This is a genomic window from Flavobacterium sp. (assembly GCF_044361015.1).
Lineage (GTDB): Bacteria > Bacteroidota > Bacteroidia > Flavobacteriales > Flavobacteriaceae > Flavobacterium.
This window is the reverse complement of the sequence record NZ_JBIKJL010000042.1, coordinates 1-20,581: the sequence shown is the minus strand read 5'-3', so window position 1 is coordinate 20,581 and position 20,581 is coordinate 1. Positions and strand designations below refer to the sequence as shown.

15 protein-coding genes and 1 pseudogene are annotated in these 20,581 nt (G+C 34.2%); 2 read left to right on the top strand and 14 right to left on the bottom strand.

Annotation, left to right across the window (positions count from 1 at the left end; genetic code table 11):
* From ACIQ2Z_RS10050 to ACIQ2Z_RS10025, 6 genes are all read right to left on the bottom strand, one after another.
* Positions 1-868: OmpH family outer membrane protein (locus tag ACIQ2Z_RS10050; RefSeq protein WP_396184010.1), on the bottom strand; the 868-nt coding region annotated here is incomplete at its 3' end.
* Positions 869-909: 41 nt separating this feature from the next.
* Entirely contained in the window at positions 910-3,624 is a 2,715-nt protein-coding gene (locus ACIQ2Z_RS10045) for an outer membrane protein assembly factor (RefSeq protein WP_396184009.1), read from the bottom strand.
* Positions 3,557-4,297: an isoprenyl transferase gene (locus tag ACIQ2Z_RS10040; protein ID WP_396184008.1), complete on the bottom strand. Its 741-nt coding sequence runs from the start codon at positions 4,295-4,297 to the stop codon at positions 3,557-3,559. Before ACIQ2Z_RS10040 ends, ACIQ2Z_RS10045 begins: the two co-directional genes overlap by 68 nt.
* Position 4,298: 1 nt before the next feature.
* Entirely contained in the window at positions 4,299-4,982 is a 684-nt protein-coding gene (locus ACIQ2Z_RS10035) for a DUF6089 family protein (RefSeq protein ID WP_396184007.1), read from the bottom strand.
* Between the two features lie 143 nt (positions 4,983-5,125).
* Positions 5,126-6,010: an NAD kinase gene (locus ACIQ2Z_RS10030; protein WP_396184006.1), complete on the bottom strand. Its 885-nt coding sequence runs from the start codon at positions 6,008-6,010 to the stop codon at positions 5,126-5,128.
* A 3-nt stretch (positions 6,011-6,013) separates the two neighbouring features.
* The gene (locus ACIQ2Z_RS10025) at positions 6,014-6,673 is read right to left on the bottom strand and encodes a CBS domain-containing protein (RefSeq protein WP_396184005.1); all 660 of its coding nucleotides are present in this window, start codon (positions 6,671-6,673) and stop codon (positions 6,014-6,016) included.
* A gap of 103 nt (positions 6,674-6,776) precedes the next feature.
* Between ACIQ2Z_RS10025 and ACIQ2Z_RS10020 the strand changes: the two genes are divergently transcribed.
* Positions 6,777-7,490: a pyridoxine 5'-phosphate synthase gene (locus tag ACIQ2Z_RS10020; protein ID WP_396184004.1), complete on the top strand. Its 714-nt coding sequence runs from the start codon at positions 6,777-6,779 to the stop codon at positions 7,488-7,490.
* A 1-nt stretch (position 7,491) separates the two neighbouring features.
* On the opposite strand, the gene ACIQ2Z_RS10015 is transcribed toward ACIQ2Z_RS10020, so the two are convergent.
* Positions 7,492-7,971: a hypothetical protein gene (locus tag ACIQ2Z_RS10015; RefSeq protein ID WP_396184003.1), complete on the bottom strand. Its 480-nt coding sequence runs from the start codon at positions 7,969-7,971 to the stop codon at positions 7,492-7,494.
* 59 nt (positions 7,972-8,030) lie between these two features.
* On the opposite strand from ACIQ2Z_RS10015, the gene ACIQ2Z_RS10010 reads away from it, so the two are divergent.
* Complete coding sequence (locus ACIQ2Z_RS10010) at positions 8,031-8,531, top strand: DUF456 domain-containing protein (RefSeq protein WP_396184002.1); 501 nt, start codon at positions 8,031-8,033, stop codon at positions 8,529-8,531.
* 54 nt (positions 8,532-8,585) lie between these two features.
* Here the strand turns inward: ACIQ2Z_RS10010 and ACIQ2Z_RS10005 are convergent, their stop codons facing one another.
* From ACIQ2Z_RS10005 to ACIQ2Z_RS09975, 7 genes and pseudogenes are all read right to left on the bottom strand, one after another.
* A complete protein-coding gene (locus ACIQ2Z_RS10005) occupies positions 8,586-11,636 on the bottom strand; it encodes a choice-of-anchor L domain-containing protein (protein ID WP_396184001.1) in 3,051 nt (1,016 codons plus the stop codon).
* Positions 11,637-11,718: 82 nt separating this feature from the next.
* The gene (locus ACIQ2Z_RS10000) at positions 11,719-12,924 is read right to left on the bottom strand and encodes an NAD(P)/FAD-dependent oxidoreductase (protein WP_396184000.1); all 1,206 of its coding nucleotides are present in this window, start codon (positions 12,922-12,924) and stop codon (positions 11,719-11,721) included.
* The gene (locus ACIQ2Z_RS09995; RefSeq protein WP_396183999.1) at positions 12,924-13,670 is read right to left on the bottom strand and encodes a glycerophosphodiester phosphodiesterase; all 747 of its coding nucleotides are present in this window, start codon (positions 13,668-13,670) and stop codon (positions 12,924-12,926) included. The genes ACIQ2Z_RS10000 and ACIQ2Z_RS09995 overlap by 1 nt, the downstream gene beginning before the upstream one ends.
* 116 nt (positions 13,671-13,786) lie before the next feature.
* On the bottom strand, positions 13,787-13,987 hold the full coding sequence (locus ACIQ2Z_RS09990; RefSeq protein ID WP_396183998.1) for a hypothetical protein: 201 nt from the start codon (positions 13,985-13,987) through the stop codon (positions 13,787-13,789).
* An 85-nt stretch (positions 13,988-14,072) separates the two neighbouring features.
* A complete protein-coding gene (locus ACIQ2Z_RS09985; RefSeq protein ID WP_396183997.1) occupies positions 14,073-17,756 on the bottom strand; it encodes a metallophosphoesterase in 3,684 nt (1,227 codons plus the stop codon).
* A 428-nt stretch (positions 17,757-18,184) separates the two neighbouring features.
* On the bottom strand, positions 18,185-19,792 hold the full coding sequence (locus ACIQ2Z_RS09980) for a S41 family peptidase (protein WP_396183996.1): 1,608 nt from the start codon (positions 19,790-19,792) through the stop codon (positions 18,185-18,187).
* Positions 19,793-19,937: 145 nt separating this feature from the next.
* Positions 19,938-20,581: pseudogene (locus tag ACIQ2Z_RS09975) on the bottom strand (alpha-amylase); the annotation flags it as partial.

The following is a 20,581-nucleotide window of genomic DNA, read 5'->3' as shown; positions in this document are numbered from 1 at the left end:
CTGTTTTTGGCTCGTCAGATTTGCTTTTTTCTTCAACAGCTTCCGAAGACTTATCAGTTGTTTCAGAACCTTCTTCAGCGTTTTCTTGTTTGTCTTTATCAGAAACTGTGCCATTCTTTTTTGCTGCACGTTCTTCAATTAGTTTTTTCCTTTTATCTTCAAAATCTTTTTTCTTTTGTTCAGAAAGTGATTTTCTAGCTTCCATGATACTATCACGTTGTTTTTGTCTGTCTTGAAGAATCTTTTTTCTAGCTTCTTTATCAGGATTAATGTCTTCGGCATAATCTTGAATGCGTTCTTTTTCTTCTAATGCTTTGAGTTCTTTTTTACTCATTTGCTCTCTTTTAGAAGCTCTGGTTAAAGACCGAATTACTTGGTCACTAATATCATGTCTTTTAGCGGCAAAAAGGATAGTTAAATCAGAAGATTTGTCCAGTATAAAATCATATTTTTTTACTTCAGCAATATCTTGTACAGCAGTAAAAACCTGATCTTGAATTGGTTTTACTAAAACTGCTTTTTGAACAACCAAATCTCCGGTTGGTCCAAACCTTTTTTGTTGATAAGCTAAAAGTTCGTTTTCAAGAAAGGTAATTTCTTCTTCTCTTTCTTCGATTAATTCTTTGGTTAAAAGTACTTTTTCGTTATTTAAAGACTCTTTTAAGGTATTGATTTCATTCTTTTTAGTCTCAATATCTAATTTCCACTTTTGAGCTTTTTGTTCTAATTGATTTTTAGCTTCAGTATAGTCAGGAACATTTTGAAGTATATATTCCATATCAATATAACCAATTCTAATACCTCTCGACTGTGCTTCAATTGAGGCACTTGTAAGAGTTAAAAACAGTAAAAAAATTAATTTCTTCATATTTTTATAAATTATAATGTAAATATAACAGAAATTAACAATTAAAATTGTTGTCCAATGATAAAATGTGTTTCCCAACCATTTTTTTGTGTTTGTCCTGGCACAGCATCAAAACCATAGCCGAAATCGATTCCTAATAATCCAAATGCTGGCATGAAAACTCTTAAACCAAAACCGGCTGATCGTTGCATTACAAATGGATTATATTCCTGTAAAGAATTAAATGAGGCTCCGGCTTCTGCAAAAGTAAGCATATAGATTGAGGCAGCAGATTTTAGCGTTAATGGATAACGTAATTCCATTGAGAATTTGTTATAAATTACACCACCATCTTGTCCTGAAAGGGATAAATTCGGATAACCCCTTAACTGAATAACATCTCTACCATCTAAAGAAAAATTCGCTAAACCATCACCTCCTAAAAAGAAACGTTCAAATGGAATCACACCTCTATCTTGGTTGTAAGCTCCTAAATAACCGAATTCTCCTAATGTTCTTAAAACTAAAGCATTTTGATTTTTTCCAGCAAGTTTTGTATACCAATCACCTTTTATTTTAATTTTATAAAATTCTAACCAATAGAAAGCTTCTTGATCGACTTTTCCTTGGTTAACAGCGGCATCTTGGTAATTTTCAACCGGATTACCTGAATCATCAAGATAGGTTCCAATTGGCATATCATCTCCTGTAATTGGGTCTGGTATTACTTCTGTCGTTTTTACTTTATATTCTTCCTGGTTGGGTAAATCTTTGTAATCCACATTATTGAAGAAAGAATAAGGTGGAGAGAATTTAGCCGATATCGAAAACTCAGAGCCATAAACCGGGAATATTGGATTCACTCCTTTATTGTTTCTGCTTAAGGAAATAAAATAGGATAGATTTCGGGAAGATCCGTTGGGAAAAGTAAACAAAGAAGTAGCATAATTATTTAAATCATAATATTGAAAACTTAATCCTTGAGAAAGTAAAAAGAAATCATCGGGAACTTTAAGTCTTTTTGCAGTTCCTATGGCAATAGAAGTGATATTAAAACTTCTGCTTTTATCGACATCATTTGTTTGAAAATTATTTAAAAATTGTTTACTATAGGAAAAAGAAGTTGAAAACTGCATTGGTTTTCTTCCACCAAACCAAGGTTCGGAAAAAGTTAAACTATACGTTTGAAAATAAGTGCTTCCTTGTAAACGTAAGGACATTCTCTGGCCATCACCCATGGGTAAAGGTTTATAGGCTTCTTTGTTAAAAATATTTCGGACAGAGAAATTATTAAAAGAAAGGCCTAGGGTTCCAATGAAACCGCCACCGCCATAACCTCCTTGAAGTTCAATTTGACTGGATCCTTTTTCAACTAAATTGTATTCAATATCAACCGTTCCTGCTGAGGCATCCACATTTTTAAACTTGGGATCAATAGCTTCCGGATCAAAAAAGCCTAATTGCCCAATTTCTCGAATGGTTCTAATTAAAGCATCTTTACTATATTTCTGACCTGGTTTTGTGCGTAATTCTCGATAAATTACATGGTCATTTGTTTTGTCGTTTCCAACAACGGTAATTTTATTAAAATAGGCTAGTGGGCCTTCCATGATTCTGATTTCAAAATCTATCGTGTCATTTGCTGTACGAACTTCTACCGGATTGATTGAAGAAAATAGATAACCATTATTTTGGTATAAGTTTGTAATGTCTTCTGCATCAGGATTCTTTTTGTTTGCAATGCGATCCTGAAGCAATACACCATTATAAGTTTCTCCTTTTTTAATTCCTAAAACACGATTCAAGCCTTGGTCGGTGTAAATGGTGTTTCCTAAAAACTTAATGTTTCCAAAGTAATATTTTCTGCCTTCTTCAATTTTTAATTTGATGGCAATAGTATTGTCTTCTTTTTTGTATTTAACACTGTCGTAAACAATACGAGCATCGCGATAACCAACCGATTTGTACTTGTTAACTATATTTACTAAATCTTCGTTGTATTCCTGTTGAATAAATTTAGATGATTTCCAAAAACGAAAAAAAGACTCCTCTTTAGTGTTTTTCATCGCACTCTTTACGTTTTTTTCAGTTTGAGTTACATTGCCTTCAATGGCGATACTGGAAATTTTTACTTTGGTGCCTTTGTCCACGTTAATGAGCATTTTTACTTCATTTCCATTGGTTGTATCTGGAGTAATAGTGGCGAAAACTTTTGTATTGTAAAAACCGTCTTTTCGATATTTCTTCTCAATAAAGTTTTTAGAAGTTGTCAGTAAATTTTCATTTACAACTTTGCCCTTGGTTAATGCTAGCTCTTTTAAAAGCTCCTCATTTTTATTCTTTTTTAGACCAACAATTTTTACTTGACTTAATTTGGGAAGTTCGACCAAGCTTAGTTCTAAAAAAATACTGTCTCCTCTAATTTCATTAATGTAAACATCAATGTCACTAAAAAGCCCTAATTTACCAAGTTTTTTAATGGCTGAACTGATTTCTTCACCGGGAACAATAACTTTCTGCCCCTTTTCTAATCCGGCAAATGTGATAACGGTTTGCTGATTAAAGCTTAATTTACCGGTTACTTGTACATCTCCTAGAATATACTGGGAACCCCTTTCATAAGGAGTAGTATTTTGTGCATTTACCTGAAAAATACTTCCTATTAGAAGTATTGCAAAAAAGGAAGTAATATTTCTCAATACTACTTTTTTATTTAATCTGTTCACTTGTTTTTCCAAACCTACGTTCTCTTTTTTGATAACTAATAATAGCTTCATATAAATTTTCTTCTCTAAAATCAGGCCATAAAACATCTGTAAAATATAATTCGGCATAGGCAATCTGCCATAGTAAAAAATTACTTATTCGATGTTCTCCACTGGTTCTAATCAATAAATCAACATCCGGTAAATTGTGTGTGTAAAGATGTTGATTAATAATCGTTTCATCAATAGTTTCTGACGAAATTATATTATTTTTAACTTTATCACTTATCACTTTTATAGCTGAAACCAATTCTTCTCTTGATCCATAGCTTAAAGCTAAAGTTAAAGTCATGCGGTTATTTTCTTTGGTTTTGTTAATGACTTCTAAAAGTTCATTTTGTGCTGACTTCGGTAAGAGCGATAAATTGCCAATAGAGTTCAGCTTAATTTCATTTTTTTGAAGTGTTTTTAATTCATCTTTCAATGATTTGATTAATAAATTCATTAAAGTGTCCACTTCTAATTTAGGGCGATTCCAATTTTCTGTTGAAAAAGCATATAAAGTCAAATTTTGAATACCTAATTTAGCACAAGATTCCACTGTTTCGCGAACTGCTTTTGTACCACTTTCATGACCTAAAGCACGAAGCAAGCCCTTTTGTTTAGCCCAACGACCATTCCCATCCATGATGATGGCTAGATGTCTTGGTAAGTTGCTTTTATTTATTTGGTCTTCTAAGGTCATTTTATTGCGGACAAAAACAAGGGTTTTCCCCAAAAGTATAAGTTAATGTAAATCCGGTAAATACATACCAATCGTTGCTATTTATATTACCAAATTTCAATGTGTTCAAATTTTCATTTTTCGGATTGCTACCATCTAAATTATCTGTAAAAGTATATCGGGCACCGGCTTCTAAACCAATTATAAATCTTCTGTTTAATTTTGCTTTTACACCTAATACGATAGGAATTGCTAATGCACCTTCTGAATAATCTTCTTTCACTTCGTTATTGAAATAAAACAATTCTTTGTATGAAAAATAGCTTATGCCGGTGTAAACATAGGGTGTAAATTCAGAGCTTAATTTATGCAAATCAAAATCAAAAAAATTAAATTCCAATCCGGCAGAAAACTCATTTACTTTATTTTCAAAACTTAACCCTCTCAAATTTCTATCCGGAACATCAGAATCGGCATCGTTTGACGATAATTGGCCATAAGTATAGGAAAAACGATACGTATGACGGGTACTTCTGTTCCATTTATACACAAATCCTATTGCCATGTCGTTAGGAGCAATATAATTTGTGGGACCAACATCACCAATGTAATTACTGCCACCTAAAAAAACACCAATTTCATTAATTTGGGCTTTAAGTACAGTACTTGATACCATAAAAAACAATAAAAACACTAATCTATTCATCCGTTTTGAAATAGCGTGCAAATATAACAAATATGACTAGGTAAAAGTCAACTATTTGCTTATTTATCACAAATTAATTTCAAAAAAAACGGAAATAAAAGGGTAGTAGTATAGAAGAGAAGATATATTTTGATAATTATCGGTTAATTTCGCTTGTCCATACCCCACAAAAGTTTGTTTCTAAGCGTTTTCAAAAAGGTTTCATCCTGAATTTCAACCATGTTAATTTTAAAAGGTGTTTTTTTTATGGTTAAAATGGTTTCGTTATTCATAGTGGCGATTCTACTGTCTAAAGAAACTAAATAGTTTGCTTCTCTTCCAGATACTTTTAGTACAATTTCTGTTTTGTCAGGTATTACCAATGGACGAGCATTAAGATTGTGAGGTGCTATCGGAGTAATAACAAAACTTTTCACATCTGGGGTTAAAACCGGTCCGCCACAGCTTAATGAATATCCGGTGGAACCTGTTGGAGTGGAGATAATTAATCCATCAGCCCAATAAGAAGTTAAATATTCACCGTTTAAATAAGTTTCCACAGTTATCATTGACGTCGTGTCTTTTCTACTGACGGAAATTTCATTTAGAGCGAAATTTATTTCTTTAATTTCATCATTTTTTGGATTACTTTCAATACTCAAAAGGGTTCTTTTGGAGACGGTATAATTTTTATCTAAAATTAATTGCAAAAAAGTTTCGATATTTTCTTTTTGAACTTTAGCTAAAAACCCTAACCTTCCTGCGTTTACTCCTAAAATTGGGATGCCTGAATTTCGAACATAGGTAATCGCTCTCAAAATTGTACCATCACCACCAATACTAATCAAAAGATCAAAACTACTATCTAAATCTTTGTAAACAGCAAAAGTTGTATACTCTTTTTTAACTATTTCTTCCTCATACAATATTTTCAGAAAAGATTCTTCTATGACTAATTCAACATTGTTACTATTAAAAAAAACGAAAATGTCTTTAATAATTGGGCGGGTATCGTTTTGATAATATTGTCCAAAAATAGCAATCTTCATAGTTTAGATATTAAGATATTTGTCTAAATATTCTGAACGTTCTTTTAAATTACTCAAGTAGGTATCTTCCTGATGCTCAGAAACGATTTCGTAATTATACCTTCGAAAAGTTTGAATGATTTCATTCATTCCGCCCAAAGTGATTTTGATAGTCACCTGAACAAATTCGGTAGTAGCTTCAGAAATAAAAAGGCCTAATATTTTTCCGTTGTTTGTTTCTACAATTTGAGCTATTTGGCTCATGGAAAAATCATTCAATGGTTTTTTTACAATGATAATGCCTCCTTGCTCTCTTAAAAAGGGAGTTTCGGCAAAAAACTGAACAATGTCATTGAGTTCATAATAACCAACATATTTATTTTGATCATCTAAAACCGGAATTAAATTAGTGTTATTTTGAGCAAAAACTTCTAACACGTCTAACCATATCATATTAGTTCTTGCAAAAAAACCTTCTAAAGTGAATCGATAATCTTTAATCGATTTTTGTGTTTCAAAAGTAACCACATCATCAGCCGCAATACTTCCAATATAAATACTTTCCTCTACAACTGGGAAATGAGAAAAAGTCAAGTCAGCAAAAAAATCCTGAACATAATTTATTTTCTCCCCACTGTCAAAGGGTTTGAAGTCGTTGTTGATATAATTTGTTATTTCTAACATAGCGATTTAATTTCGTTGCAAAATAATCAAAAAATACGATTATTGAGCCTGTTTAACTTTGTATTTTTGTATGCTGTTTCTAATAAAATAGTTTCAAAAGAGTATGACAAAGTTAAGCGTAAATATTAATAAAATTGCTACATTAAGAAATTCAAGAGGTGGAAATGTGCCAAATGTGGTGCAAGTGGCTAAAGATATTCAAAAATTTGGAGCTCATGGAGTAACCATTCACCCACGTCCGGATGAGCGACATATTCGATACCAAGATGCGAGAGATTTAAAAAAGGTGGTTTATACCGAATTTAATATTGAAGGGAATCCTGTTCAAAAGTTCATTGATTTAGTGTTAGAAGTAAATCCAATACAAGTAACCTTGGTGCCTGATGCTGATAATGCTTTAACTTCTAATGCCGGTTGGAATACGATTAAAAACAAAGAATTATTAACGGAAGTAATTCAGGAATTCAAAAGAAATAACATACGAACATCGCTTTTTGTTGATCCGGATTTAACGATGGTTGAAGCGGCAAAAATTACCGGTACGGATCGAATTGAATTATACACAGAACATTTTGCTCATCAATACGGTTTGGGAAATCATAGCGGAATTCAGCCTTATGTTGAAGCAGCTGTGTTAGCCAATCAATTAGGTCTAGGAATCAATGCCGGACACGATTTAAGTTTGGATAATATTGGTTTTTTTAAACAAAATATACCCGGATTATTAGAGGTTTCCATTGGTCATGCCTTGATTTGTGAATCACTTTATTTAGGGATTGAAAATGTTGTAAATATGTATTTACACAAATTAAAATAAGCTATTCCATTTTTAGGATTACCGGCAGAATAAATTGTGTTTTTACGGGAATTCCTTCTTTTTGAGCAGGTTCTATTTTTGGAAAACCGGTTAAACGGGATTTAATAAGACTGTCAATTATAATTTTGTCATAATTTAAACTATCCGAAGGGAAAAGCGGTTCAAAAGAAATGGTAGCATTTGGATAAACGGATACTTTCACTTGAATGGTGTCAATTATTTTTGCCTTTTGATTGATGGAATCCGGAGCAATTTTTTGCTGAATAAGAACAGTCATAAAATTAAAAAAACATTCTTTTTTTTGTTCTTTGTCTAAAAGACTGTCACATTCCGCCACTGAGGGATAAACAGTCACTTCCTTCCAATCAATTTCTTTCAATCGTTGTTGCAGCAATTCTTCTTCAGAAGGCACACGCTTTTCTATGTATTGGCAGGAAGTCAATAAAAATAAAAAAGAAAATAAAAAAAGAAATTTATTCATTTTTCGTTTATAATCAAACAAAATGTATTTTTGATATTCCAAAAGTAAGAAAATAATTTATGGAACACGTACTTCTTTTATTAGGTTTTGTATTAATGATTGTTGGTGTCCTTGGAAGTTTCCTTCCTGTTTTGCCTGGACTGCCCATAAGTTGGGTGGGTTTGCTGTTATTATATTTAACAAAAGCCGTTCCTGTGAGCTATACAGTTTTGGGAATTACCTTGGTAATTGCCATTGTCGTTGGAATTCTTGATTACATCATCCCTGCAAAAGGGACCAAGCGATTTGGCGGAAGCAAATATGGTATTTTGGGAACCAACATCGGGTTAGTGGTTGGCATTTTAGCACCCATTCCACTCGGATTCATTATTGGTCCATTTGTGGGAGCATTTGTGGGCGAACTAATTAACGATTCTACAGATTCTAAAAAAGCATTTAAAGCTGCTACAGGATCATTTATTGGTTTTTTAGCTTCCACATTTATGAAGTTTTTGGTTTCTATGATTTTTCTTGGTTTGTTTTTAGTGAAAGTTTGGGAATATCGAAATGCTTGGTTTTAAATAAAAAAGGACCGAAATTATCTTCCGATCCTTTTAAAGTAATGTAACTTTCGTTTATTGTTTTACAAATTTCTGAAGTACTTTTTGATTATTGACGGTGCTTATTTCTACTATATAAACTCCTTTTGTATAACGAGAGATATCTATAGTTGTTTGTTCCATGTTCATGTTTTGTTTGCTATAAAATACCTTGCCTAAAACGTCATAAATAATCATTCCTTTAATAGAATCAGAACTATTTTTCAATTGAATTTGAATTAAATCTTTAGCAGGATTAGGGAATAAAACTAAATCAGAATAAGTGAAATCAGCCGTGCTTAAATTCTCCACAAATACCGTTTCAAAAGTATTGGTCACAATCGCCGGATTAAAGTCAAAATAAATCTCGGCTGTATTCGGGATTACAGTTCCAACAGTATAACCTGCATTCGGTTTAATTTTGAAATGAACAAAACCAATACTTGCGTTTTCGTTCACCAATTTCGGAACCAACTGAATGTTGTCAAATTTCCACATCAATTCATTGTTCACCCGTTCTAAGGTATATGTATGACTAGCCGAAATCATGCGTAAACTTTCAGGGTCAACTTGTGCATCCAAGACATCTTCTAAGCGAACAAAAGTAGCATTCGTCGTTCCTGTATTTTGAAAACGAATCGTATAATACAAATAATCATCACTCGAAAAAGAACCAATTTCAATATTTTTACCATGAGCCTCATTCTTATCATTCGGATCATATGAAGCCACAATAGGTCGAGTCAACGAGGCCAAATTATTATTCATATTCGCATCAACTGTCGTCGCAGTAATAGAGGCCATATTTGTCACTAAATCGCCAATAGTTACTGTCGGAATTGCAGGAACACTCATGCTTATCGTTATTATTCTCGTTTCTGCTGGCATTATATCAGTATAATCATACGTAAATCCAGTAGGCGTATTGACAGTTCCTGCAACCGAAATTCCAGTAACCGTTAAAGCTGCATCTTTCTCAAAAGTTAAGGTTCCAGAGGCAGCAGCAATACCATTATTGGTATAATAAATTTTATTTTGATACGTAAATCCTGCAGTAGGTTGATTCGTTCCCACAATAGAAACCTCCACATCATTATAAGGCGTCGTGTTTACAATCGGAATATAATAAACGTTTGCACCTGTATCGGAATAAATCACATCGTCAAAAGAAATTGGAGTGGCATAATAACCCGCAAGTTCACTATAAATTTCGTAGTTGAAATCATAACTATCCAAATCCACCTCTGGGAAAAGATAAAACACACCATTAGAAGCCGTAGCGGTAGTAGTGTCACCTGTGTTGTTCACTTGATAGACTAGATTTCCATTGGTGAAATTAGGCTCGCCGGTATCTTTCACGCCATTGTTGTTGGCATCTAAAAAAGCAACCAGTTGAATGTTATTTCTACATTGATTGCCCAACGCTAAACTTCCTCCTTCAATAAACACAGCCGAATCAAAAGCAGTATCTCCAAAATCGCCAACGGCTAGTTTCAAAGAGTATTCTCGATTAGGAATTACTGAAGCAATAGCCGTCATAGGAACCGTATAACCCGCCATGTTCACAACACTCAACGGATTATTGATGTTGTACGTGCTGAAAAACTGTGGATTTACAGAAGCACAACTCATGTTATACATATTATCGCGAATTGTAGTCGTCGAAATAGGCGTAGTCGTTCCAGGCACTATCGCAATGTTTTGTGATTGCCCAGTGGTTAAATCAGTTAAAATAAATCCAAAGACATCCGAGAACTGACATTGATACTGTCCGTATTCATTAGAAGCAAAAATGAAATTAAAACTTAAAATATTTCCAGTCGGCACAATATTGAATTTAACTGAACTCACATCATTAACACTCCCAGTTTGGCCCGAAGCTTGTAAAATTGCTGTTAAATCAGGGTCAGTAAACTGTGAACAAGTGGAAGTGCTCGTGCCACTACTATAAAAACCTTCTGTAAAATTAGCTTGTCCACTTCTAATAATCATTCCTTGTTCAAAGGGGAAATTAGTTTGGTTACCATTAAAATAGCCTACACCACATTGTCCTTGCGTAATTACATTGGAAATTACCCCACAACTTGAATTCAGAATCACATTGTTTAATAGTTGTTCTGTCGTAAATGAGGATGTATTAACAGTCACATAAGGAATATTGGTATTTCCACATTCTGAAGTCATAAACGTGCTGCCTACAGACCATTCCGAAACGGTTTGGTTGTTGCAATACGCTTTTACATAATACGTATACGACGTATTACAGGTTAAACCAACCAAAACATACGGATTTGTATTTGCAATTATTCCTTGCGAATTAGCATCTGGTGCTGGAGAACCTGTTGGAACTACAAAAATTTCATAAGCAGTTGCATTAGTTGCATTAATCCAACCTAATACTGCGGTTGTTTCTGTATTATTTGTAGTAGATAAATTAGTAGGAGCAACACAAGAAGTAGTACAATCCTGTGCAAACAAAAAGAATTGACCACCCCAATAACAACCGGTTAGTAAATTATCAATTCGAATATAAATAGTTTGGTTTGGAAATTGATTTTGAAAAATAGTACCAATTGGATTGGTTTGATTCTCCATATCTGCTTGAGTTAAATAAAACAGAACCGACATCGTGTTGGGAGTCGCATTATTTGCCTCTAAAGTTATTTGAATAGCCTCATTTAAAACAAAAATAGCAATGCCATCATTGTTGTCGTCACAGGCAACAGCTACTTCTGTTATTAAAGTTGGCAGTGGATTTACAACTAGACTAAATGTAACTATAGTGGCTTGATTTGTTTGAATATTTAAAAGCCAAGCCCAAAGCAGTTGCGGATTGGAAATATTGGTATAACTTGTTGGATTCTCAATTGGATTTGAAAGGGTAGAGGCATCCGATTGAGAGACAAAAAAAGAATATTCAAATAGACTTGGGTCTTGACCGTTCAGAAATAATGGTATTATTTCATTTAAGTCGAACCTTTGAATTCCGTTATAGTTAGTGTCACAGGCTGTTAATTGTGTTTGTGCTTGCCCTAAAAAGGACATAAACAAAACAAACAACATCATAATGTGTAATTTTGTTTTCATGAAATATTGGTTTTAGGTGGCTCAAATATAATTGATTTTTAGGGAATTATAATTGAATGAACTAAAATTGTAGGGTTATGAATTAGAATTTGATACTCTCACTCACAATAAATCCACTCGTCCACGCATTTTGAAAATTAAATCCGCCGGTAATCGCGTCAATATTGACAATTTCTCCTGCAAAATAAACATTGGGTAATCGTTTGCTTTCCATAGTTTTAAAATTGATTTCTTTTAAATCAATACCACCGGCGGTAACAAATTCTTCTTTAAACGTACTTTTTCCGTTTACCTGAAACTTTCCATTCGTGAGTTGTAAAGCTAAATGTTGAAGCTGCTTTTTTGTCAAATCAGCCCATTTGGTTTCTACAGAAATTTCAGAAGCTAAAACCAAACTTTCCCATAAGCGGTTTGGAAATTCAAATGGCGATTTTTTACTGACTACTTTTTTGGCATGTTCCAATTTTAATTCTTTCAACTGGTTTTCGGTTTCTTCCAAAGTAGCATCATTCAACCAATTAACTTCCAACACAAATTGGTAGTTTTCAGCAAATAATTCTCTTGCCCCCCAAGCAGAAAGTCGCAAAATACCCGGTCCGCTCATTCCCCAATGGGTAATTAAAAGTGGTCCGGATGCTTCAAGTTTGGAGTTTTGTACTTTCACCGAAGCAAAAGCGGAAACACCCATTAAATCTTTTATTCTTGGGTCTTTGATGTTAAATGTAAATAAAGAGGGAACAGGCGGAACAATCGTATGGCCTAAATTTTCCAAGAGTTCCCAAATTTTCGAATTACTTCCGGTTGTTAATACGAGGTTTTTGCATCGAAAGGTTTGGTGATGGGTTTCCACTTTCCAAGAGTCTTCGGCTTGATAAAGGGACTGCACACTTTGACCGGTTAAAATTTCAATGTTGTATTTTTTGGCAGCATTTAAAAAACAATCAATGATGGTTTGTGATGAATCCGAAACCGGAAACATGCGTCCGTCTTCTTCTATTTTCAATTCGACGCCGTGCTTTTCAAACCATTCAATCGTATCACCGGAACAGAATTGATGAAATGGTCCTCGCAATTCTTTTTCGCCACGGGGGTAAAATTTTACTAAATCATTGGGAACAAAACAAGCATGCGTCACGTTGCATCTGCCACCTCCGGAAATGCGGACTTTCGTGAGTACTTCCTTTCCTCGTTCCAATATCGCAACGCTAATCTTCGGATTTTTTTCAGCAAGATTAATTGCCGTAAAAAAACCGGCGGCACCACCACCCACAATCAATACATCATACATCAATTTAATCTTTCGGGGAAATTACAAAAAATACCATCGACTCCCAATTCAGAAACAGTTTTAATGTCGTCGGGTTCATTCACGGTATAGGTGTAAATTTTAAAACCTTCTTCGTGTAATTGTTTGACATTTTCTTTGGTTAGTGTTTTCCACCACGGATTAATGGCTACCGCTTTTAATTTTTTCCCCATGGCAATGGCTTCCAGCGGATTCTCTTCCGTTAAGACAGCAAGAGCTATTTCAGCATCTAATTTTCGGAATGTTTCTAATTCATCCCATAAAAAACTGGAGATAACAAAAGCGTCTTTCTTCCAACCTTTTTTATAGAAAGTTTGCAGTAATTCAAAGGTTGGTTTTGCAGTATTTTTTCCTTTTAACTCGATGTTTAATGGCACTTTTTGATCAATCGTTTTGATGACTTCTTCCAACGTAGGAATGCGATGATTTCCTTTAACAACTACTTTTTGTAGTTCGTCCCAAGTAAAATCTTTAATACTTCCCGACGTGTCGGTTAGGCTATCCAAAATTTCATCATGAAAAACAACCAACTCGCCACTTTTAATCAGAAAAACATCAATTTCAATCATATCAATATCCAACTCCAATGCTTTTTTAACGGAAGCAATGGTGTTTTCTGTTTCGTGACCCATCGCACCTCTGTGACCAATATTGAGCGGTTGTTTCATTTTTGAACAGTTATGAAGTAACAAAGCTAAGATAACCACCAACGATAATTTAATTTTCATGGATAAAGATTTACACAAAGGTGAAAAACAAATCCCACAAAACTTATCAGTAAGTATCAAGATTAAGTTAATTTTTAGCCACTGATTCGCTGATTAATAGAATATAAATCAGCGAATCAGCGGCTATCAATATAAACCATATTTCTTTGCGTCATTGACTTAGTATGTAATCGCAGAGAAATCCAATTTACAATCATTAATTCTTTTGTTCTTACTATGCTGATTGCCATAGGCAGCCATCCTCTAAAAAATCCGTTCCAATCCGCGTTTAGCGAAGCTAATCCTTTCCAATCCGCGTTCCAATAGTAGCATCTCACAACTTTTAGTCTCCTGCGGTTAAAATTTAATCCTTATTAATGAAACCAAGCGAAGCGTCTTAACCTCTTAATGTTTCAAAAAAAATTAAAAATTAAACTTCATCCCAAACGCAATTCGCCCCCCATCTTCCGAATAAAAATACGATACCTTTGAAGCAATAAAATTACTACTGGTAAACCAAATACCGATTCCCGTTGAGGTATGCCATTTATCGGAGTTTTCCGTTGGAATCCAAACCCTGCCGTAATCAAACCCTACAAAAGCTCCATAGGTAACCGGTGCAAATGGATTTTTAATTTGCCCGATGGAATATCGGATATCGGAAGTTTGCGTGAATGCCGTTCTTCCGGTAAAGCGATTTTCTCGAAAACCTCGCAAGTCATAATCGCCACCAACAGAAGCCGCTTGATAAAATTCGTAGGTAGTTCCAAAAAGTGATTTTGTACGAAGCGTTGTTTCAAAAACCCATTGAGCCGATGGAATTAGTTTATACACCAAATTGAGTTGCGACTGAACCATTGGTACATTTTGTGCAAAATCTGAAATATTCGTATTCCAATACCCCGAAAAGTGAAAACCAAGTCCGAGTGTGGGAACCAGAAAATTGTCATAGTTTTTAAAATCATAAGCGACTCCAATTCCTGCAAAACTTTGTCGTTCAAACACACTGGGATTAACGGTGTTTTCTGAAATGTATCGATTGGGTGTATCTTCCACTTCGTAGGATTCAAAATTCAATCGTGCCGTTAACATGTAACCATGTTTTCCTTTAAGCGACAAGCCAGGATTGACTTTTAGCATCGCAATTCGCACCCGATTATAATCCAAACCTTCCTCTTTAAATGCTCCGGTTTCGTTACCGTAACCAAAAAAGTTCTGAACGAAATTGGAACTTGTGGCCATGGCATCAATCACTAAATCGTATTTGTGAATGATTTTTTTCACATAACCTGAATAGTTCAGGTCATACCCTTCCGTAGCAAAAAAGTAGCGAGCGGTGGCGGTATGTTTTTGTGAAATCGGATTTCCTACGAATCCGTTTTGGGTATAATCGAATTTTGCACCCAAACGTATACCGTCATCCGGATTGTAGCCCACTAAGGGAATGGCCGAAAACTGATTGAACTTGGGCCGTTTGTAATTATAAGTGTTGGTTTCATAATCATTCGAAAGCAATACGGTTGTTTTGTGGTTGACTGTTAAGCTCGAATTGTTGGTCATGAAATCATGAATTTTGACGTTTTTACCGTTTTCAACTACATACGAATCTTGATTGAGTCCGCCAATCATTCGGATTTTTATGTTTTTAAATTCACTGCCTTCCATGCTGAACTCGTCTTTTCCTTCCAATCCGAATAACCAAATTTCCTTGGTATGTTTTTTCGAAAAGGTTTTTTCAAAAACAATGTTGCCGGGGACTTTTTTGCCATTATAAACTACCACAGTTGTTCTTCCGCCCGAAAGTCGATTGATGACAAACACATCATCTTCAAGAGTTCCGACAACGACTCCTTTTTTCTCTAATAATTTGTGATAGCTTTTGGCACTGCGGTCCAATTTATCCAAACGGTTTTTTAAATACATTTTCAACGTTGAGGTGGTCTCATCTTTTATTTCCGAAGGAAGATTTGCAAAGGCTTGATTGATTTGTTCGTTGGTTAGATTTTCTTTGATAAATTGCACCTGATCAAGCCACGTTTTTTCATCACAATCGGCCAAAAGTGCCAAATCGAGTGTGTAAGCTTGCAAATTGAATTTTTTAATTTGTTTCAAATTGTAACTGTAGGATTGCATCTGACCCATGGCAGGAATGCTTTTCAAAAGTCCTAAAAAAGTCCCATCATATTTTGCAAATGCCTGATCTCTGTTTAAGGGAATGGGTCTGTAAATGGTTTTGCCTTGCTCTTGATGCACACTCCATTGCCAATTTTCAGCATTTCTGTCCCAATCGCCAATAAGCATGTCCAAAAGTCGGGCACGTAGGTAATTTTGGGTGTCCACCTGATGGCTTTTGTTGGTATGAATCAAGTGAAGCATGGCATCGGTTCCAATACTGTTTGCAGGTTTTTCACTCAGATAATACAACGCATCACCAAAATTTTCGTTGTAGTTTTCCAAAACTTTGTGTTTGGGAATGTAGAGTAATTCCGGCTGCATGGCTTGAACGCCAATTGCTTTTGACAAATCGGGGAGAACCAACGGCATAAAAGGGTGAATGGCGGTAAAATAATCCATTAGAAAACTTTCCGTCAGTTCATTTTTGCTTTTATCTTTTGTTAATTGGTTTTTGTAAACGAGGGAATTAAAGAAGGAAGCGGCATCTTTTTGCAAGGGAACCATCACATATTCTTTTCCTTTTTTACTTGAAAAGTAAAGGGAACCAGTAGTGTTTTCAGTATCCAAACCAATGGGTTTCAAACCTCCATACAGGGTGTCTAAGGTTGCTGTTTGGACTAAAATTTGTTGCTGATAGTACTTTTTATAATGGTTGCCCCAAAGGAATTTGTAAAATGGACCTCGTTCTATAACCGATTTTCCAAAAACCGATGTTTCTTTAGTTGCTTCAAATATTTTAGGATACGATTCATTTTTGCTGTTGTACTGAGGTTCTCTGGTTTTTTGCTTAAAAAGCAACACTTCTTTTCTGTTGATAGTGGTGTAATAAGAAATAGTGGAAGCACCGTTTGCATAAACATCCAAAACTGCGTAGCCAAAACCGCCATAACTGAAATCGGTGGGTTCCACTGCTTTTGCAGGTGAAACATACGCTCCGGATCCGCTGATGATTTGTTGAATACCGTCTCTTTTCGAGTATTGCATATTATTCTCGTGACCGGAAACTACTAAAATATTGTCGTATTTCTGAACCGTAATTTTAATTCTCTGAACCAATGCACTGTAAATGATGTTTTGAATATCTTGAGAATTATAACCACTCGCTTTCCGAATCAAATTAATAAACGATCCTACAATAGGGAGTGGGACTGAATTGTCGAAGGGAAATAATTGTTGTTTTAATGAATAGTTTCCACCATAAACACCATTGCTAAAAATGGGGTGATGCATGGCTAACACAATCGTTTTTTGTTGGTTTTGTAGAAGCATCGTTTCAAAAGCCTCAAAAAATTGTTCTCGGGTTTTAATGGTGCATCCGTTGTTTATTTCCGGATGTTTGTCCCAATCTTCCATGAACCACTGCGAATCAATGGTAATCAATTCAACGGTTGGACTGAGTGATTTTGACTCAATTCCACAGCCGTTTTTGGGAAGTAATTCACTCTTTTTATTGGGATATTTTTGAATGATTTTTTCTTGGGATAATAATCCGTTCAAGCCATAGCCCCAGTCTGCTTTGCCTGGAATCATAAAAACGGAACCTTTGAATTTTTGTGAAAGGTCGAGTTGTTTTTTTATTTTTTCTGTCGCTTGAACATTAGTCTCCAAATTCCTAATGGGAGAATCGTCTGTCGGATAAATATTATCCCCTAAAAATACCAGCGAGCTGTTTTCAGAAGCATTTTCCAATCTTTTTTTTAGAGAATTCAAATTAGGCGTCGCTTCATCGTTTAAGGTGTTGGCCGCATTTCCGGTTAGAATTACTGAATACGCAATAGTTGTCGTGTCTAAAGATTGATTGTTGTAAAAGGAAGTGGCCTGACTTCCCATTTGAGTTTGGTAGGTCGTACAACCTACAAATAAACTTGTAATAACTAGCAGGAGTAGTGTTGAAAGAAGTGTTTTGGAATAAAAGGTTCTTTCAAAAGTCATTCAAAGGTAATTTAGGATTTACTTTTTCAAATATAGGAATAAAACTCGGCTCAAAAAGTCTTCAAAAAGAAAGCGTTTATAAACCTTCTTCGGATTATAAACGCTTTATAGTAGGGAAAAGTATCTTAATCTATTTTCTTTCCAACAAAACAATCCCCATCTGACTGTCAATCTCCACTTTCCCCTCTTTTTGAAGTAGCTGTCAAACCTGAAATAGTATCATGAACTGCCGTTCCGTCTTCAAAAATGGATGAAACATTGATTTCTTTTTTACCAAATGGTAGTTCTAATCCGATACTTTATCAGTAAAATCTCCTTTGGTAAAAGTTGGATTAAACTTATTAAATATAGAATTTTAAAAGCAACATTCTACTTTTATATATCCTACTTCAATTCGTGAAGTCTAGTTTTAATAACTATTCATAAAATTAATTGGTCTTGATGTATTCAAGAGCTTTTTCTAAAATTTCATCTTTATTGTTTTTTAGGCCATTAATGGTAATTGGTACAGGAACATCAATATGTAGACCTTTCCTTTGCATAACGGTACCGTCTGGGTAAAATATTCCAATTCCAGTAAAACCAGTAGAATATCCTTCAAGAAAATTAAAATTAACTACATCACCATTAGTTCCTGCAGTTTGTGAACCAATAACTGTAACATTATCATGTGATTGAAATACCATTGCCATGTATTCTGATCTGCTTATAGTTAGTTGATTAACCAATAGAATGATTTTCCCTTGAAAGTTATTACTGTTTTTTATACCCATTAAATTTTGAGTAGTTAAAAATTTTCCGGGATACTTGAGGGATGCGTTGATAGAATTACAGAAAATTTTTCTGTTATCAAATAGTTTAGCAAATAAGTATGTATGATAGTTTGGATAATTTCTTAAATCGAATATCAAATACTTACAGTTAAATAATTCGTTAAGCATTTTAGAAACGTCATTTTCTTTTAAAAGACCAAAATTTATGAATCCCGTATTTGCATCAATTAATCTCCAAGCTTTATTATTTGGTTTTGGTCTAAAAACTTCCTCTAGCTTATATAAACATATTTTTTCCTCTATTATTTTGTCGTTTCTATTGATTTTTAGTTTAATACTATCATTTTTGGAATCATTTACAATATAGGCATATGTAAGTAATTTTTTTGAAGAAATAGTTGATGCTGGAACGTATTTGTTATATTCTTCAAAAGATTTATTAATTGGATTATTGTTTACCTCTAAAATAATATCTCCCAATTGGATATTGCTAATGTGAGCTAAAGAATCATTATCAATTTTTGATACAACTGCCTTTCCTTCGATATCCGAAATTTTAAAAGGAACACGCTTCTTAACTGTTTCATCTATTTTTAAAAAAGCATGTGTATCATCAAGCGATGCAACAAGTTCCCTAACTAGTAGTTCGTAGTCATTTTTAGTATCCACAGTTTGATATTTGGAAATAAAATCAACTAAAACGGCATCCCATTTTGTTTCAGTTAAATATTTATATGGATAAAAATACTCCACCATATTCCAATACCTAAATAAACTTAAAAGCCTTAGATTTTTATCTTTGGCAACATCATATTGATAAATCTTTTCATTGGTAAAACTTAAGTAGCCATTTTTGTCTTGTTTAACATAATAGTTTAAATTATCATATCTGTTGTCTCTGATATATTTAAGTCTATCAATTAGTTCGTCTTCAAAATAGCTTTTATTTTCTATCCATGATAAATTAAAATTTTTCTCAAAATAGACTTTGTTGTCTTTTTGGTTATTTTCTTTAATTTTTCCCAGGCCATCAATCCATGAAACAAAAACTAAAGAGAGCTCATGCTTGGTTTCCGCCTGTTCAACTTGCTTTAATACTTTAAAGAACTCTTCGTCACAATTTCTAGTTCCACTGGACATTTCGGGGTGATAATATTTTAAAAATCCCCAAACCTTGCAAAAACTACTTAATTTTTCATTGTGGTCAACCTTTTGTGCAAAACCAAGTTGAATCCATAATAAAAGTAATATTGTCTTCTTCATAATCCTTTGTTGTTAATCAATTATAAAAAATTAATCTAACGACATTATGTTCTCCATAGTAGCACAATGCTCTCTGAATCCTATAAGCTATTTGAATTCGGAGAGCATTATGCAAATTTATAACAAATACTTCGATAAGAGGCGTTTACTTCCGCTCCAACAAAACGATTCCCATCTGACTATCAATCACGACTTTCCCCTCTTTTACAGTTGCTGTCAAACCTGAAAATGCATCGTGAATATCTGTGCCATCTTCAAAAACTCCAGCCACATTGATTTCTTTTTTCCCAAATGGCAATTCTAAACCAATCACGACTTTGTCTGTAAAATCTCCTTTGGTAAAAGTTCTACTAAACGTATAAAAAGGTGCTTTAGAAATCTCGTTATGAACACCTGCTCCAACTGCAGGATGATTTTTTCGAAACTGACCAATTTTTTGAAAATGAGTCAGTACGATTTTCGTTGCTGCATTGGTTGGAATGTCTTCCCAATTCATGAATGAACGCAACGTAGCATCGCCTTCAGCTCCAGCTATTTCTAACGAACGTGCGGTTTCATCGCCATAATACACTTGTGAAATTCCGGGAGTTAATAATAATTTAGTTCCGGCATCAATCGCTTTTTCTCTTTTTTTGTCAAACGGCCAACCATCATCGTGCGAAGTCACATAATTCATCACACTCAACCCTTTTAAATCAGAATTCAAAATGTTGGAATAGTTTGAAAAGAGTTCTTGATAGGGTTTGTTTGCATCTCCTTTAAAATCAAAATTGATAAGCGACGCAAATC

Excerpts from the sequence above, each read along its gene's own strand:
- ACIQ2Z_RS10035 (WP_396184007.1), bottom strand. The coding sequence starts at position 4,982 with ATGAATAGATTAGTGTTTTTATTGTTTTTTATGGTATCAAGTACTGTA.
- ACIQ2Z_RS10030 (WP_396184006.1), bottom strand. The coding sequence starts at position 6,010 with ATGAAGATTGCTATTTTTGGACAATATTATCAAAACGATACCCGCCCA.
- ACIQ2Z_RS10025 (WP_396184005.1), bottom strand. The coding sequence starts at position 6,673 with ATGTTAGAAATAACAAATTATATCAACAACGACTTCAAACCCTTTGAC.
- ACIQ2Z_RS10010 (WP_396184002.1), top strand. The coding sequence starts at position 8,031 with ATGGAACACGTACTTCTTTTATTAGGTTTTGTATTAATGATTGTTGGT.
- ACIQ2Z_RS10005 (WP_396184001.1), bottom strand. The coding sequence starts at position 11,636 with ATGAAAACAAAATTACACATTATGATGTTGTTTGTTTTGTTTATGTCC.
- ACIQ2Z_RS10045 (WP_396184009.1), bottom strand. The coding sequence starts at position 3,624 with ATGAAGCTATTATTAGTTATCAAAAAAGAGAACGTAGGTTTGGAAAAA.
- ACIQ2Z_RS10000 (WP_396184000.1), bottom strand. The coding sequence starts at position 12,924 with ATGTATGATGTATTGATTGTGGGTGGTGGTGCCGCCGGTTTTTTTACG.
- ACIQ2Z_RS10020 (WP_396184004.1), top strand. The coding sequence starts at position 6,777 with ATGACAAAGTTAAGCGTAAATATTAATAAAATTGCTACATTAAGAAAT.
- ACIQ2Z_RS10040 (WP_396184008.1), bottom strand. The coding sequence starts at position 4,297 with ATGACCTTAGAAGACCAAATAAATAAAAGCAACTTACCAAGACATCTA.
- ACIQ2Z_RS10015 (WP_396184003.1), bottom strand. The coding sequence starts at position 7,971 with ATGAATAAATTTCTTTTTTTATTTTCTTTTTTATTTTTATTGACTTCC.
- ACIQ2Z_RS09980 (WP_396183996.1), bottom strand. The coding sequence starts at position 19,792 with ATGAAGAAGACAATATTACTTTTATTATGGATTCAACTTGGTTTTGCA.
- ACIQ2Z_RS09985 (WP_396183997.1), bottom strand. The coding sequence starts at position 17,756 with ATGACTTTTGAAAGAACCTTTTATTCCAAAACACTTCTTTCAACACTA.
- ACIQ2Z_RS09995 (WP_396183999.1), bottom strand. The coding sequence starts at position 13,670 with ATGAAAATTAAATTATCGTTGGTGGTTATCTTAGCTTTGTTACTTCAT.